Source organism: Pseudomonas shirazica (genome assembly GCF_015168335.1).
Lineage (GTDB): Bacteria > Pseudomonadota > Gammaproteobacteria > Pseudomonadales > Pseudomonadaceae > Aquipseudomonas > Aquipseudomonas asiatica.
In genome coordinates, this window is record NZ_CP063456.1 from 3,486,675 (window position 1) to 3,501,120 (window position 14,446).

Below are 14,446 nucleotides of genomic sequence, written 5' to 3' on the forward strand. Positions count from 1 at the left end.
CATTCTACCTGACTTGGCCCCCGACGGCATCCGCCTGGCCATCCGGCAAGGGCTTTGCGACATCTGGTCGAACTTAATATCCCGATACAAGCACAGTGCTTTCACCCGCCGCTGGCAAACAGCTAAGCTAAGGCAATAGCTTCCAACAGTGCTGGCTCCGCCGTCACTTCCCCATGGTTCAACTGCCCGGACGTATCATGCGCAGCCGCCTGTTACATATTGCATCCTGCCTGCTGCTCACCGCCGCCACCTGCGCGGCGCAGGCCGCCGATCTTACCCTGCAACGCCAGTACTATGACGAGGCCAAGCGCGCGCTGGCCAAAGGCGACAAAGGCCCCTATCTGCGCTATGCCCAGGCCCTCAGCGACTACCCGCTGACGCCCTACCTGGCCTACGACGAACTCACCGCCCGCCTGAAAACCGCGAGCAACCAGGAAATCGAAGGTTTCCTTGCCAAGCATGGCGACCTGCCCCAGGCCAACTGGATGAAACTACGCTGGTTGCGCTGGCTTGCCGAACGCGGCGAATGGAACACTTTCGTCAAGTACTACGACCCCAAGCTCAACTTCACCGAACTGGACTGCCTCAACGGCCAGTACCAGCTCAGCCACGGCCTGCGCGCCGAGGGTTTTGCCACGGCCGACAAACTGTGGAACGTCGGCAAGTCGCAGCCGGCTACCTGCGACACACTGTTCGGCATGTGGGCGGCCGAGGGCCAACTGACCGAGGCCAAGCGCTGGCAACGCACCAAGCTGGCGGCCCAGGCGCGCAATTACGGTCTGGCCAACAACCTGGTCAAGACCCTGACCACCCTCGCGCCGCAGGGGCGCCTGCTGGTAGAGGTGGCGCAGAAACCCGAGCTGCTCAACCAGCCGTCGCGCTTCACCCCGGCCAACGAAGCCATGTCCGACGTGGTCAGCCTCGGCCTGCGCCGCCTTGCCCGACAGGACCCGGAGCGGGCCATGGCGCTGCTCGACGACTACGCCCAGCGCATGCACTTTTCACGCGACGAGAAGGTGGCCATCGCCCGCGAAATCGGCCTGACGCTGGCGCGCCGCTACGACCCGCGCGCGCTCGACCTGATGACCCGTTACGACCCCGAGCTGCGTGACAACACCGTCAGCGAATGGCGCCTGCGCCTGCTACTGCGCCTGGGCCGCTGGGAAGACGCCTACGAGCTGACCCGCCGCCTGCCCCAGGACCTGGCCAACAGCAGCCGCTGGAAGTACTGGCAGGCGCGCAGCCTGGAGCTGGCGCAGCCGAACAACCCACAGATCCCGCTGCTGTACAAGACCGTGGCGCGCGAGCGTGACTTCTACGGTTTCCTCGCTGCCGACCGGGCACAAACCCCTTACCAGCTGAACAACAAGCCGCTGGTGCTCAGCCCACAGCTGGTCAACAAGGTCCGCAACACCCCGGGCATCCGCCGTGCCCTGGAGTTCCACGCCCGTGGCCAGATCGTCGAAGGTCGCCGCGAGTGGTACCACGTCAGCCGCCACTTCAGCCGCGACGAAATGGTCGCCCAGGCGCGCCTGGGCTACGACCTGCGCTGGTACTTCCCGGCCATTCGCACCATCAGCCAGGCGCAGTACTGGGACGACCTGGACATCCGCTTCCCGATGGCCCACCGCGACACCCTGGTGCGCGAGGCCAAGGTCCGCGGCCTGCATTCGAGCTGGGTCTTCGCCATTACCCGCCAGGAAAGTGCGTTCATGGAGGATGCCCGTTCCCCGGTCGGTGCCAGCGGCCTGATGCAGTTGATGCCGGCCACGGCCAAGGAAACCGCGCGCAAGTTCAGTATCCCGCTGGCATCACCGGCGCAGGTGCTCAACCCAGACAAGAACATCCAGCTGGGTGCGGCCTACCTGAGCCAGGTGCACAGCCAGTTCAACGGCAACCGGGTGCTCGCGTCGGCAGCCTACAACGCCGGGCCTGGGCGTGTGCGGCAGTGGCTCAAAGGCGCCAAGCACCTGAGCTTCGATGTGTGGGTGGAGTCGATCCCGTTCGACGAAACGCGCCAGTATGTGCAGAACGTACTGTCGTATTCGGTGATCTACGGGCAGAAGCTGAACTCGCCGCAGCCGCTGGTGGATTGGCATGAGCGGTATTTCGATGACATGTGATTGCTACTGAGCCTGTGCCGGCCTCTTCGCGGGTTTACTCGCGAAGAGGCCGGCACAGGCAACACAGCTACTCCAGGATTTCGACCTGCATCCCTACCTCCAACCACCCGCTGCCATCCACCGCCAGGTTCTGCCCGAACAGCACATCCCCCTCCTTCTCACGGAAGGTCCTGAGCGTGGCCATCGGCTCGCGGTCCTCGCTGCGCTCGCCGGTAACCGGGTCGATGGTGGTAAAGATGCAGCGCACACTGGGCTTGAGCACGCGAAACTCCAAGCTGCCGATACGAATCCGCTTCCAGCCATCTTCGGCAAACGGTTCAGCCCCCTGCACCACCAGGTTGGGTCGAAAGCGAAGCACCTCCATGGGCCGGCCGATACGGCGATCGAGTTCTTTCAGCGATCCCTGGTTGATCAGCAACAACGGGAAACCGTCGGGGAACGCCGCCCGGTCACTGTTGAAGCCATAGCCATTGGGCAGGTAACGCGCGCGCTGCTCCGGGCAATACACCAGGCGCACGGCCTTGCCCAGCAACTGGCTGAGCCAGGCCGCCGCCGCGTCGCCCGCATCCGGCACACGCAAGGTATCGCGCCAGATGGTCACGCCGCGCAGGGCGTCATCGGCAGGTGGCACAGGTACCCACAAGGGAGTTTGCCCAGGTGCTTCCAGCAGCAACTGGCCGCTGTCATCGTCGCTTGCCTTGATCTGGCCTAGATGAGGCCAGGCGCGCTGGGTAAGGAAGCGTCCATTTTCTTCCTCCACCACCATCCAGCGCCGGTCACCCTGCAACCCCAGCAACCCAACCGCTGAAGCCTGCAGGCGTTGCGCCTGCCCGGACTTCACCGGGTACCGATACAGCTCACTGAGAAACATCCCTGCCGCCTCGCGTCATGCCAAAACGCCAAGCTTATACCCCGCAGGGGCCGGGATCACGCAGTAGCGGCATCCAGCAACAGGCGTTGCTTGACCACGTCGACCAGGCGATCGGGCTGGAACTTGGACAGGAAGTTGTCGCAGCCTACCTTCTTCACCATGGATTCGTTGAAACTGCCCGACAGCGAGGTGTGCAAAACCACGTACAGCTGGCGCAAACGGGCATCGCCACGGATCTCGGTGGTCAACCGGTAGCCGTCCATTTCCGGCATCTCGGCGTCGGTGAACACCATCAGCAGCTTCTCGCACACATCCTCACCAGCGTCGGCCCAGCCCTTGAGCATGCGCAGCGCCTTCAGACCATCACTGGCCACGTGCAGCTTCACACCCAGCTGGGACAGGGTGTCGCGCAATTGCGCCAGTGCCACGCTGGAATCGTCCACCAGCAGCACTTCGCGGCCGCGGGCCCGGGCCAGCACCGGATCGGCGAGTTTGTCGCCAGAAACCCGGGCGTTGTAGGGCACGATCTCGGCCAGCACCTTCTCCACGTCGATCACTTCCACCAGCTTGTCATCGACCTTGGTGATGGCCGTCAGGTAATGCTGGCGCCCGGCGCTGGACGGCGGCGGCATGATCGCCTCCCAGTTCATGTTGACGATACGGTCGACACCGCCCACCAGGAAAGCCTGCACCGAGCGGTTGTATTCGGTGACGATGATGGTGCTGTCCGGCCCCGGCTGCAGCGGGCGCATGCCGATCGCCTGGGACAGGTCGATCACCGGCAGGGTCTGGCCGCGCAGGTTGACCACACCGCAGACGAAAGCGTGGCGCTGGGGCATCAGGGTCAACTTGGGCAGCTGCAGCACTTCCTGCACCTTGAACACGTTGATCGCGAACAACTGGCGGCCGGCCAGGCGAAACATCAGGATTTCCAGGCGGTTCTCACCCACCAGTTGCGTGCGTTGGTCTACCGTGTCGAGAATGCCAGCCATTGGAAAGCCCCCAGGCTTGAGTCGGAAAAAGTGAAATCATCCACCCTGTATCGGCGGCTTCACGCACACCTTGACCCTTACGGGAAAATGCCGTGAAGGCAATTGATATCACTTTACCATCATGCTTTACTGCGGGAAGCGCGGGTGATTCAGCGGGACAGCAAAAGTTCCCCTCCTGAGGCCCTTATCAGGGAAACCCTTAGCTACAATCGGGTGCGACCTGATGTTCGCAATATCCTTTAGCCATTAATGTGACGCCATTCTCATTGCATGAATGGAGTCAGGCTTTTGCTAGCTATCGTTTTGGCGTGCCCGTCCCCTGTGCCAGCCCCACGCGCGGGGGCATCATGATGGACAGCGCCTTGTCGTTCGATAACGCCCTGCAGGGGTTCCTGCTGGATGCGCAGGTACTGCTGACCCAGGCCCAGGAATGCCTGCAGCATCTGGAACTGATCGACAACGACCCGGATGCTTGCCACTGCCTGGAAAATGCCCTCGACAACCTCGCTCGACAGGCCGCACATCTGGGCCTACGCGAAGTCGCCCATTACACCACCGCCCTGCAGCAATTGCTGGCACCGGCCTGCCAGGTCGGTTGCCTGCAACGCGAAGCCCTGCCCGCGGTATGGGCCTGCCTGACCTTGCTGGCCTGGCAGTTGGAACTGGTAGACCCTTGCACCGGACGGCTTAACCTGGACATCGGCGAGCAGTTGGTGCTGCTGGGTGAACTGGCCAAGGCCTTGCAGCAAACGTTTGCACAACCTTGCACACCCTGCGACGAGCAAGGCAGCGTGTGCATTCACCCGCATTCCGAGACGGCAGGCAGCACGCACTCCGGCCGCTCATCTGCCACCTATTGAACTGGCGCAAAATGCAGCCGGGCACGTTTATTCAGGCCCATCCTGGCCGAACCTGGAACATTCTCGAGGTTTTTCAGGTTGCGGGGGGCCAAGTTGAATCAACAGCGCACAAGTTCGATGGCAAGTGCATATTGCGCGATCAAGCAAAGCGGCACTTTGCCACCCTCCCGCACCCGCCCCGTCGGCGTTTCATGGCGTTAGCCGACCGCGACCGATGCACTGCGAAGTGGTAATATGCGCCCCCACAAACGCTTGCGGCCTGCAGCAAGGTCGCAAGATCACGTGTTTGAAAGAAAACGGCAAGTACTGCTCCAAAGCCTCTGACATGGATTGTGCAAGGCCTCCATCAGCAATACTTCAGTGGCTTCCCTACCTATGCTTCCACGCTTGAAGACTTCTTTGCTGTGCTGCTCCCGTACTACCCTGCTGCGCTGGGCGACTGTCGGGCTGTGCATTGCCTCGCTGGTCGCCAACCTGTTGCTGTACCTGGCCGATCAGGTGATTCCGGCCAGCCTGCTGGTGCTGCAACTGGCCGCCACACTGGGCGCTACCGTGCACCTGGCCCTTGGTGCCAAGTCGATCAGCCTGCGCCCGGCGGAACTGGCCGAGCGCATGCTCAAAGTCCAGGAAGGCGAGCGCCAGCACCTGAGCCGGGAACTGCACGACGACATCGGCCAGTTGCTCACCGCCGCCAAGCTGCAGCTGCAGTGGCTGCAGAAGCGCATGCCCGACGAGCTGCAAGGCCACTGCGACGCGCTGCGCAGCACGCTGGATGACACCTTGGGCAACGTGCGCGATGTCTCCGCCCTGCTCAACCCGCGGCAGTTGGCCAGCCTGGGCCTGGAAGCCAGCCTGCGCGCACACCTGGTGCGCACCCTGGGCAACAGCGGCGTTCACTGGAGCCTGGCATGCAACCAGCGCTTGGGGGGCATCGACGAGGCCGTGGCCATGGCGGTGTTCCGCATTACCCAGGAAGCCGTGACCAACATGCTGCGCCACGCCCAGGCACGCAATCTGGTCATCCGCCTGCAGCGCACCCCCGAGGGGTTGGCGCTGTCAATCCAAGACGATGGCCGCGGCTTCGTGCCCGCCAGGCAACCGGCCGAAGCAGGCCAGCGGGGCTTGGCCGGTATGCAGGAGCGGGTAACCGCGTTGCAGGGCAGCCTGGACATCACCAGCCAGCTCGGCCTGGGCACGCACATCGAGGCGATGTTCCCATGGCCACCGCGCACCCAGCAACGCGCCAGGAGCACTGCAACCCATGACCTGTAGACTGCTGCTGGTAGACGACCACTCGCTGATTCGCGCTGGTGTGCGCGCACTGGTGTGCGACATCCCCGGCTATGACGTGATCGGTGAAGCCGACGACGGCAGCCAGTTGCTCGAACAGGTGCGCACGCTGGCGCCGGACATCGTCTTGCTGGACATCTCCATGCGCTCGACCAGCGGCCTGGACGCCCTCACCCAACTGCGCGCCAGCGGCAGCACCTGCAAGGTGTTGATCCTGTCGATGCACACCGACCCGGACCTGATCATGCGGGCACTGGAGAGTGGCGCCCACGGCTACCTGCTCAAGGACACCAGCGCCACCGAGCTGGAACAGGCCCTGACCGCGGTGCGCAACGGCGAGCGCTACCTCAGCCCAGCCGTCGCCCATACGGTCATCAACCAGGCGCTGCAGCACACCAGGCAGGGCAAGCTACCAGCTGGCGAGCGGCATAATCTCACGGCGCGACAGCTGGAGATCCTGCGCCTGATCGTGCGTGGCAAGTCCACCCGGGAAATCGCCACCGGCCTGGGCCTGTCGATCAAGACAGTGGAAACCCACCGCTCGCAAGTCATGAAACGCCTGCAAATCCATGACGTGGCCGGCCTGGTGCTGTTCGCCGTGCGCGAGAAAATCATCAGCCTGGACGACTGAGCAACGGAGACCCCTCCGGCAGGTGTAGCCGCAGTGCAGCGGGCTTGGCCTGGAAGCGTAACTTTTCGGCCTGCACTGGCTCGCCATCAAGATTGATGTCCAGCCCCTGCGAGCACTTGATCTCCACCCAGGGCAACCTGGCCCTGACGAACAGACCGTTACCGGCCAACAGCTCACGCAACGTCCCGACCATCTCCTGAGGTGCCGGCAGGATGGCGATATCGAGCAAGCCGTCGTTCACCAGGGCCTCGGGGCACAGCACTTGCCCACCCCCGGCCTGGCGGCCATTGCCGATCCCCAGCGCCAGCAGGTCACCCTGCCAGTCGAAGCCTGGCCCTTGCAGCTCTACCGAGGCGGCCTGCAGTTCGCTAAAGCGCGACAACCCGGTGAACAGGTAGGCGGCCGCGCCCAGTACTTTCTTCAGGTCTTCGGAGGTATTGGCCGTGACCTGGCTGCCAAAACCGCCCGTGGCCATGTTGAGGAACAGCTGGTCGCCGGCCTGGCCCAGGTCTATCGGCCGTGCGGGTATGTTCAGCAAGGCCAGGGCCGTGGCAGGCTCCAGGGGTATGCCGGCGGCCTTGGCAAAATCGTTGGCCGTGCCCAGCGGCAACAACGCCAGGCTGGCCTTGGTACCTGCCAGCCCCATGGCCTCGGCGACATCACGCAGCGTGCCATCCCCGCCTCCGGCGACGATGTGGTCGTAGCCGGCGGCCAGCGCCTCGGTGACCAGGCGCTGGGCGTCACCGGCCTCCCAGGTAACCCGCACATCCAGGACCCAGCCGCTGTCGCGCAGGTCATGCACGGCGCTGCGCAAGTCTTCGTTCATCGCCTGCTTGCCATGCAGGATCAGCATTGCCTTGCCCGCTCGCATGTTGTGCGCCTCCGTGAAGTGATCAACCCAGATCTCGACCCTTTGCAGTCGCGGATCGTTGCATGCGCCCGAAAAAATAGCAGGCCGCTCCCCAGTGCCTGTCAGTTAAGCAATTCGGGGCTGCTTTGCAGCCCCAGTAAAGCCTGTAGAAACCTTAACTGACTGGCATTAGGCCGCTCCCAGTATTTAATTGCGTAGGCCTGTCTTTTCCCACACGCCTGGCAATGCACGGCTATGCTCAGCAGATACACTTTATTGCCACGGACGCGCCCCCGGCAGTGGTTCTACCACTGCTGCCCATGGGCGCGTCTTGCTATCCGCAGCCTTTAGCGAGGATTCCGGGTCATGCGCATTCTCTGGACACTGCCGTACCTGCCCTGGCCAACCACCAGCGGCAGCAAGACCCGGCAATACCACCTGATACGCGCACTGGCACAGCGGGGCCACCGGATTACCCTGCTGGTGCAATCGAAGATCCCCCTTGACGATGCCGCCCGCGAGGCCCTGGAGCCGCTGCTCGAGCGCCTGATCGTGCTGCCCCGACGGCCCCTGCACAGCCCGCTCAACCTGCTGGCCTCGCCGATTATCGCTTACCCCATGCGCGCAATTATCAATGGTCTGGCCCCTTGCCTGCGGCACCGCTTCGAGCAATTGCTGGACGAGCCCTGGGACGTGATCCAGATCGAGCACAGCTACAGTTTCCAGCCCTTCGAAAAAGCCCTGCAGGCACGCGGGCTGCCGTACATGCTTAGCGAGCACACCCTGGAATCAGTGATGGGGGGCGCCAACCACGATCGCCTGCCGCTATGGTTACGCCCGCTCAACGCCTTCGACCGCTGGCGTTATCGACGCTGGGAACAGCGGGTATTGCACCAACCCACCGAACTGGTGGCAGTCAGCGCCCACGATGCCGAATTGATCGCACAGATCAGCGGGCGCCCGGTGAACGTGGTGGTCAATGGCGTGGACTGTGATTTCTACCAGCATGTGCAACCCGCGCTGCACAGCCAGCGCCTGCTGTTCGTTGGCAACTTCGAGTATGGTGCCAACCTGGAGGCCATCGAATGGGCGCTGGAAGACATCATGCCGCAGGTCTGGATGAGCAACCCGGCGGTGCGCCTGGCGATTGCCGGGCATGCCATGCCGGCCAGCTGGAAACTGCACTGGAACGACCCGCGCATCGAATGGTTCGGCTACCGTCCCGACCTGCGTGAACTGCAGCGGCGCTCGGCACTGTTCTTCGCACCACTGCGCTATGCCGGTGGCTCCAAGGTAAAAATCCTCGAAGCGATGGCCGCCGGCTTGCCGGTAATCACCACCGGCAAGGGCGTTTCAGGCCTGGCCGCGAACAACGGTGAGCACTACCTGGGCAGTGAGGATGGCGACCAGTTGGCGCTGCTGATCACCCAGTTGCTCAACCAGCCCTGGCGCATGAGCCAGTTGAGCGACGCCGGGCGCCAGTTTGCCCGCCAGCGCCACGACTGGAGCGTGGCCGCCCAGCAACTGGAGAACGTGCACATGCGCCTGGCCCTGGCGGCACCGGTCGAGGCCGCGCCGCTGGCCAGTGCCTGGCTGGGCCGCTCAGCCAAGTAGTTCGCTGAAGGGAATGAAGGGCACGCTGTCACCCTGCTTCGGTGTACTGCCTTCACGCACTTCTACCAACCCCTCGGCCCAGGCCGCACTGCGCAGTACGCCCGAACTCTGGTTCTTGTAGATGCGCACTTGGCCTTGCTCGATGCGGGCACGCAGGTACTCGCGGCGCGTGCCGGCCTTGGGCCAGTCAAAGCCGGCCGGCATGTCGAAGCGCAACGGCGTAACATCGGTCACGCCCTGACGCCGCAACAAGTAAGGCCGGGTGAGCAGGCCGAAGGTGACCAGGGTCGAGGCCGGGTTACCCGGCAGGCCGATTACCGGCACGCCCTGGAAGTGGCCGAAGGTCAGCGGCTTGCCCGGCTTGATCGCCAGCTTCCACAAGGCCAGCTCGCCGGCTTCGCGCAGGGCGGCACCGAGGTAGTCGGCCTCACCCACCGAGACACCGCCGGTTGACAGGATCAGGTCGACCTCGCCCAGTTCGACCAGGCAGGTGCGGGTGCGTGCCAGGTCATCCGGCAGGATGCCCGCATCGACCACCTCGCAGCCCAGCCGCTGCAACCAGCTGACCAGCAGTCGGCGGTTACTGTTATAGATCTGCCCCGGCCCCAGCGGCAGGCCAGGTTCGACCAGTTCGTCACCGGTGGACAACACCGCCACCCGTACCTTGCGCACCACATCCAGCCGGCCGTGGCCCAAGGTCGCGGCCAGGCCCAGCTCGATCGGCCCCAGCCGGGTGCCGGCGCTCATCACCTGTTCGCCCTTGCGGGTTTCCTGGCCCTGGGGACGAATGTTCTGCCCGGTCTTCAGCGCTTCGAGAAAGCGTACCCGCCCATCCTCCGCCACTTCGGTGTTTTCCTGCATCTCGACGCAGTCGGCACCTTCGGGCAGCGGTGCCCCGGTGAAGATGCGTGCGCAGGTACCCGGCTGCAGCGGCTGCGGTGGATGGCCGGCGAAAATCCGCTGGCTGACCGGCAGTGGTTCGCCCTGCCAGTCGGCCAGGCGCAGGGCGTAACCGTCCATGGCGCTGTTCGGCCAAGGCGGCAGGTCGAGCGAGGCCACCAGGTGGGTAGCCAGCACACGGCCTTCGGCCTCGGCCAGTGGCAGGTTCTCGGTGTCACGGATCGGTGCCGCTTCGGCCAATGCCAGCAACTGCTCCAAGGCCTGCTCTACCGGCATCAGCGGCCGGGCCTGGGTAACCTCAGCCACGGCTGTCGCAGGCCGCTGCCTGCTTCAGGTGCGGCACGAAGTTGCACGGGCGATGACGGGCGTCCAGCTGCTCGGCGAGGATACCGTCCCAACCGGTGCGCACCGCGTTGGTCGAACCTGGCAGGCAGCACACCAGGGTACCGTTGGCCAGCCCGGCCAGGGCGCGCGACTGAACGGTGGAGGTGCCGATGTCGGCCACGGAAATCTGCCGGAACAGCTCACCAAAGCCTTCTACCTGCTTGTCAAGCAGGCAGGCCACGGCCTCGGGCGTGCTGTCGCGGCCGGTAAAGCCGGTGCCGCCGGTGATCAGCACCACCTGCACGCTGTCATCGGCAATCCAGGTGGCGACCTGGGCGCGAATCTTGTACAGGTCGTCTTTCAGCAGCACGCGCTCGGCCAGGCGATGGCCAGCCGCGCCCAGGCGGTCGACGAACATCTGGCCGGAGGTATCGGTGTCGAAGGTGCGGGTGTCGCTGACTGTGAGCACGGCGATGTTCAGCGGCACGAAGGGGGTATCTGCCTTGGCTTTCATGGGGGTCCGTCACAAGAAGATGGGATGGCCGCAGTTATAACACAGCACGCGCCCATCACAGCTTGGCGCCCGTGGCCCTTGCCCTCGATCAATGCCACAGGTTTGCCGCTATGCTGCACTGTAGACGGAACTTGCGTGGACGCCCTGCGTCTTAATGTCATCTAGCACCATCGCACTGGAGAAACACGATGATTCAACGGACCCTACCCGCCTTCCTGCTCGCCCTGGGCCTGGGCGCCCTCGCTGGCTGCGCATCGCCAACCGTCATTACCCTGAACGACGGTCGCGAAATTCAGGCCACCGACACACCGAAGTACGATGAAGACTCGGGCTTCTACGAATTCGAGCAGCTGGACGGCAAGCGCACGCGCCTGAACAAGGACCAGATCCGCACCGTCAAAGAGCTCTGATCGCAGCCTGTTTTTTGCAAAGGCCCTTTTAACAACAAGGGCTTGCGTGCAAAAAAAGTATGCAGTAGGATTTCCTTCATCGGAGTGTAGCGCAGCCAGGTAGCGCGTCTCGTTCGGGACGAGAAGGCCGCAGGTTCGAATCCTGTCTCTCCGACCAAATCCTCGTCAAAAAGCCCGCCTTGTGCGGGCTTTTTCGTTCTCTAGCCCAGGGCTGTGCAACCCCCTCGGGGAGTTGAGCGACGCCGTACAGGCGCAGCTGGGGCCCATGCTGACACCAGTTAGTGCCAAGGCAGTCATGCCACCTACCAGCATCGGCACGCCTATCCGCCTGGGCGACTACGGCTTGCCGGACGATCAAGCCACGCTTGTGGCAGGGCTCTGCCGCCGAACAACCGGGAGGTTCGGCGCCGCGCAAGCTTTCACCTAGTGAACGATGTCGGGCAATTATGAGCAGGCGCGGGCGCGATCTGCTGTGATAAGGCTGTTATGTTTTACTCACCGTCCTGGCTCTCTACCTGCACTGCTTCTTCGTGGCCGCAGTCATTACAAAGCATGATGACAATTGAATCATCCTCGGTTGCTTGCAAGCTGAAATCCATGCTTTTGCATTCCGGGCATTTGGGCTCTGCATCAAAGCCCAAGTGTTTCAGGTAAAGGTTTTGGAAGATAGAAACGACTGAGCATGTAAATAGCAGGCAAATTTTGGCGTCTGGAATATTTTTGTTTGGCGAGTGAACAATTTCAGACGAATAGTCCCAAGCCATTTCTGCCATGCTGCGGCTATGCTTTCGCAGATTGCTGTTACTTTTCCCTTCTGCGTATATTGAAATTACTGCTTTTGCTATGCCTTTAAAATCTGCGGCTTTGAGATTATTCTCTTCCAAGATGGTTGGATTAGCGCTTACTAGCGCTTTAGCCAGCTCAATCAAGCTTTCTCTGCATGTCAATCCGATACTTTGAATGTCTTCCACGCCAGCAACATCGTTCAGGGCCTGCGCTGCTAGGTTTAATCTTCGACTGATTGATTTTATTTCGTCAATGTCTAATGGCAATTCATCAATTATATGTTTGAACTCACTATGGTGACGTGCTTGTAGTCTTTGGGTTATACCCATATGAAAAGAATAAGCCTCATCAGCGGAAAAATAAAAAGCGTCCTGAGGATAGAGATTCATGGGGGCACCTTCCCCTTCCACAACCCACCAGTTTCCGCCTTCTGCTTTCACGTTCCAAACGTGAATTTCCACGCCCAAGTCGCTGAATGTTTGCTCAACCTGCATATATTTAATATTTTTGACGTCATATTTTGACAGGTAGGATGTGATCTGCTTTTCTACTGCGATTCTATATTCTGGGGTCATTTTCAGGCCGTGACTATCATTAGGCGGCATGCCATGCCGTGTTTTTGTCGCGAGGAATAGCGAAAGCTACCTAATTTTCCGTTTGGCTGTCCATCGTCGGTGCGACCTCCTTTAGCTCTTCCTTTGCGAACAGGTCCAACTGCTCAGGCGCAGGGCCGGGCGGCAGGTCGAAAAGGTTAGGCTCTTGGTCGTCGGGAAGGGGAATGGGGATAATGGTGCGCATGGCGGGGCACTCCACACTTAGCAGGTATTTCGAAAGCGCCCCTGCAAATGGGAAATCGGCGCGAATTTCAGTTTAGCATCGGTGCCAGCTGCTGCTGGACCGGTACAGCTCGTTACTCAGCCTGAATACGTGCCCATTCGCTGGCATATTGCTCGGCTTCGTTAACGCAGTCTTCGCACAGCGCGGCGTCGTAGTAAGCCTCATTGTTCAAGGCTTCAACCAAAGCCTTTCCTTCAAGCGTGACTGCACACTCATTATGGTATCCGCCCGGATTTTCTACGCCGTCGCACGGGCGAGACAGGAAAGGCTGTACCACCTTTTGTTGGAGGGCAGACAATTGCTCGTAACCCTTGTCTACCGCCAGCTGGGCGATACCTCGGACCTTTTGGTCCTCGTCATCCAAGCTGCCATTTTTGATAAGAACTTCTAACACTTGCTGCTCAACGCTCATGTGAATCTCCATGAAAACCCGAAGCACCTGCCTCAGCAGTAGGAGCCGAACCATACCACTGCGTCGCATCAGATCGGAAGGCGACGCGGGGCTATTCTGTACCAGGAAAAGGTATGAAGGTTAAGGTTGCTGGCCAGCGAGGGGTTGTTGCGTACTGAGTTGCTCGGTGATGAGCTTAGATAGCACCTGATGCAGCGGACCTAGGTCCAACGCCCCTTGAGCCCAGGACGCATCCACGAGCTGCAGTGCATCAACGTAGTCCTGTCGGTCGCGACGGATTAGCTCCGGGAGGATGGTAGTTCCCGGTAGCCAGCCACCTGATTTCAGGCACAGTACGAAATAGCAAGCGGCCCTGGCAGTCCGGCCGTTGCCATTGATGAACGGGTGAATGTGGTTTAGTCGCCAGAGCACATATGCAGTTAGCGTCACATCATCCGTTACCTCCCAGTTCCTGTTCACCATGTTCACAAGATCATCCATGAGCGCCTCAACACGATAGTGGTCTGGGGGCTGGTGGGTGCCTACGTAGACGGGACAGGGACGGTACTCGCCAGCATTGGTATGCAGGCAAGTGATCGCATGAAAGTTCAATGCTTTGATGATGTGGGTCGACAAGAAAGGGCGCTGCGTAGCCAATGCAGCGCCCACTATGGACTTTAAGAAGTCATACTGCCGATTACCATTGGATACTTCCAGTTCTTGATAGACTGGATTATGCTCGGTGTTACCGCACAATTCGAAGAGGATCAACGTTTCGCCCCTTCGACACCTTCCTGCTCCAAGATCAGCTTGCGAATCTGCTCGCGCGTTACGCCGTTCTGCGCGTCCACCGACCCATAGACGAACGACACTCGCTGTTCCAGCATCTCGGCAGCAGTCTGTTTGTGTTGCGCGGCCCCTCGGAGCGCAGACAACAGCTCTGGATTTGTCTTCAAATCCAGGAAATTCCTAGCCATGTTGATCTCCTCCTCGCTGGTGGCTGTTTTGGCCCCGTCAATGACGGTATGAGCCAGTCAGTGCCACTGATTGTAG

At 61.5% G+C, this 14,446-nt stretch carries 16 protein-coding genes and 1 tRNA gene; 7 read left to right on the forward strand and 10 right to left on the reverse strand.

The features are described 5' to 3' along the window. Positions 1-197 precede the first annotated feature (197 nt). Positions 198-2,123, forward strand: a complete 1,926-nt coding sequence (locus IMX18_RS16100) for a transglycosylase SLT domain-containing protein (RefSeq protein WP_061302839.1) — start codon at positions 198-200, stop codon at positions 2,121-2,123. Positions 2,124-2,190: 67 nt separating this feature from the next. Here IMX18_RS16100 and IMX18_RS16105 read toward each other — a convergent pair whose 3' ends face one another. Next, positions 2,191-2,994: an MOSC domain-containing protein gene (locus IMX18_RS16105; protein ID WP_061302841.1), complete on the reverse strand. Its 804-nt coding sequence runs from the start codon at positions 2,992-2,994 to the stop codon at positions 2,191-2,193. A gap of 56 nt (positions 2,995-3,050) precedes the next feature. Continuing rightward, on the reverse strand, positions 3,051-3,986 hold the full coding sequence (locus IMX18_RS16110; RefSeq protein WP_015269524.1) for a chemotaxis protein CheV: 936 nt from the start codon (positions 3,984-3,986) through the stop codon (positions 3,051-3,053). A gap of 350 nt (positions 3,987-4,336) precedes the next feature. On the opposite strand from IMX18_RS16110, the gene IMX18_RS16115 reads away from it, so the two are divergent. The 3 genes from IMX18_RS16115 to IMX18_RS16125 all read left to right on the forward strand — a co-directional run bounded on the left by IMX18_RS16115 (position 4,337) and on the right by IMX18_RS16125 (position 6,767). Beyond that, positions 4,337-4,846, forward strand: a complete 510-nt coding sequence (locus tag IMX18_RS16115) for a histidine kinase (protein WP_217190948.1) — start codon at positions 4,337-4,339, stop codon at positions 4,844-4,846. A 375-nt stretch (positions 4,847-5,221) separates the two neighbouring features. Beyond that, positions 5,222-6,118, forward strand: coding sequence for a sensor histidine kinase (locus tag IMX18_RS16120; RefSeq protein ID WP_043935470.1), 897 nt, complete (start codon positions 5,222-5,224; stop codon positions 6,116-6,118). Next, entirely contained in the window at positions 6,108-6,767 is a 660-nt protein-coding gene (locus IMX18_RS16125; protein WP_015269521.1) for a response regulator, read from the forward strand. The genes IMX18_RS16120 and IMX18_RS16125 overlap by 11 nt, the downstream gene beginning before the upstream one ends. Here the strand turns inward: IMX18_RS16125 and yegS are convergent. Beyond that, positions 6,751-7,638, reverse strand: coding sequence for a lipid kinase YegS (yegS, locus tag IMX18_RS16130; protein ID WP_015269520.1), 888 nt, complete (start codon positions 7,636-7,638; stop codon positions 6,751-6,753). The two genes, IMX18_RS16125 and yegS, sit on opposite strands and share 17 nt — an antisense overlap. 345 nt (positions 7,639-7,983) lie before the next feature. Here yegS and IMX18_RS16135 point away from each other — a divergent pair, with 345 nt between their 5' ends. Continuing rightward, the gene (locus IMX18_RS16135) at positions 7,984-9,231 is read left to right on the forward strand and encodes a glycosyltransferase family 4 protein (RefSeq protein WP_015269519.1); all 1,248 of its coding nucleotides are present in this window, start codon (positions 7,984-7,986) and stop codon (positions 9,229-9,231) included. On the opposite strand, the gene IMX18_RS16140 is transcribed toward IMX18_RS16135, so the two are convergent. Both IMX18_RS16140 and moaB read right to left on the reverse strand, forming a co-directional pair. Next, positions 9,220-10,407 carry a molybdopterin molybdotransferase MoeA gene (locus tag IMX18_RS16140; RefSeq protein ID WP_217190946.1) on the reverse strand — a complete coding sequence of 396 codons (1,188 nt, stop codon included), beginning with the start codon at positions 10,405-10,407 and terminating at the stop codon, positions 9,220-9,222. The two genes, IMX18_RS16135 and IMX18_RS16140, sit on opposite strands and share 12 nt — an antisense overlap. 22 nt (positions 10,408-10,429) lie before the next feature. Further along, positions 10,430-10,969 (reverse strand): molybdenum cofactor biosynthesis protein B, encoded by a 540-nt coding sequence (gene moaB / locus IMX18_RS16145; RefSeq protein WP_085721125.1) that lies wholly within the window; start codon positions 10,967-10,969, stop codon positions 10,430-10,432. Between the two features lie 188 nt (positions 10,970-11,157). On the opposite strand from moaB, the gene IMX18_RS16150 reads away from it, so the two are divergent. Further along, positions 11,158-11,379, forward strand: coding sequence for a YgdI/YgdR family lipoprotein (locus tag IMX18_RS16150; protein ID WP_013971697.1), 222 nt, complete (start codon positions 11,158-11,160; stop codon positions 11,377-11,379). An 80-nt stretch (positions 11,380-11,459) separates the two neighbouring features. After that, positions 11,460-11,536: transfer RNA gene (locus IMX18_RS16155), tRNA-Pro, on the forward strand. Between the two features lie 334 nt (positions 11,537-11,870). Here IMX18_RS16155 and IMX18_RS16160 read toward each other — a convergent pair. The 5 genes from IMX18_RS16160 to IMX18_RS16180 form a co-directional block, all read right to left on the reverse strand. Then, positions 11,871-12,740: an ACT domain-containing protein gene (locus IMX18_RS16160; RefSeq protein ID WP_223175410.1), complete on the reverse strand. Its 870-nt coding sequence runs from the start codon at positions 12,738-12,740 to the stop codon at positions 11,871-11,873. A gap of 70 nt (positions 12,741-12,810) precedes the next feature. Continuing rightward, complete coding sequence (locus IMX18_RS16165) at positions 12,811-12,963, reverse strand: hypothetical protein (RefSeq protein WP_217190930.1); 153 nt, start codon at positions 12,961-12,963, stop codon at positions 12,811-12,813. Between the two features lie 112 nt (positions 12,964-13,075). Further along, positions 13,076-13,414 carry a hypothetical protein gene (locus IMX18_RS16170; protein ID WP_217190929.1) on the reverse strand — a complete coding sequence of 113 codons (339 nt, stop codon included), beginning with the start codon at positions 13,412-13,414 and terminating at the stop codon, positions 13,076-13,078. Positions 13,415-13,534: 120 nt separating this feature from the next. Continuing rightward, complete coding sequence (locus tag IMX18_RS16175) at positions 13,535-14,164, reverse strand: Fic family protein (RefSeq protein WP_217190928.1); 630 nt, start codon at positions 14,162-14,164, stop codon at positions 13,535-13,537. Next, positions 14,161-14,370: a hypothetical protein gene (locus IMX18_RS16180; RefSeq protein WP_217190927.1), complete on the reverse strand. Its 210-nt coding sequence runs from the start codon at positions 14,368-14,370 to the stop codon at positions 14,161-14,163. The genes IMX18_RS16175 and IMX18_RS16180 overlap by 4 nt, the downstream gene beginning before the upstream one ends. Between the last annotated feature and the right edge of the window lie 76 nt (positions 14,371-14,446).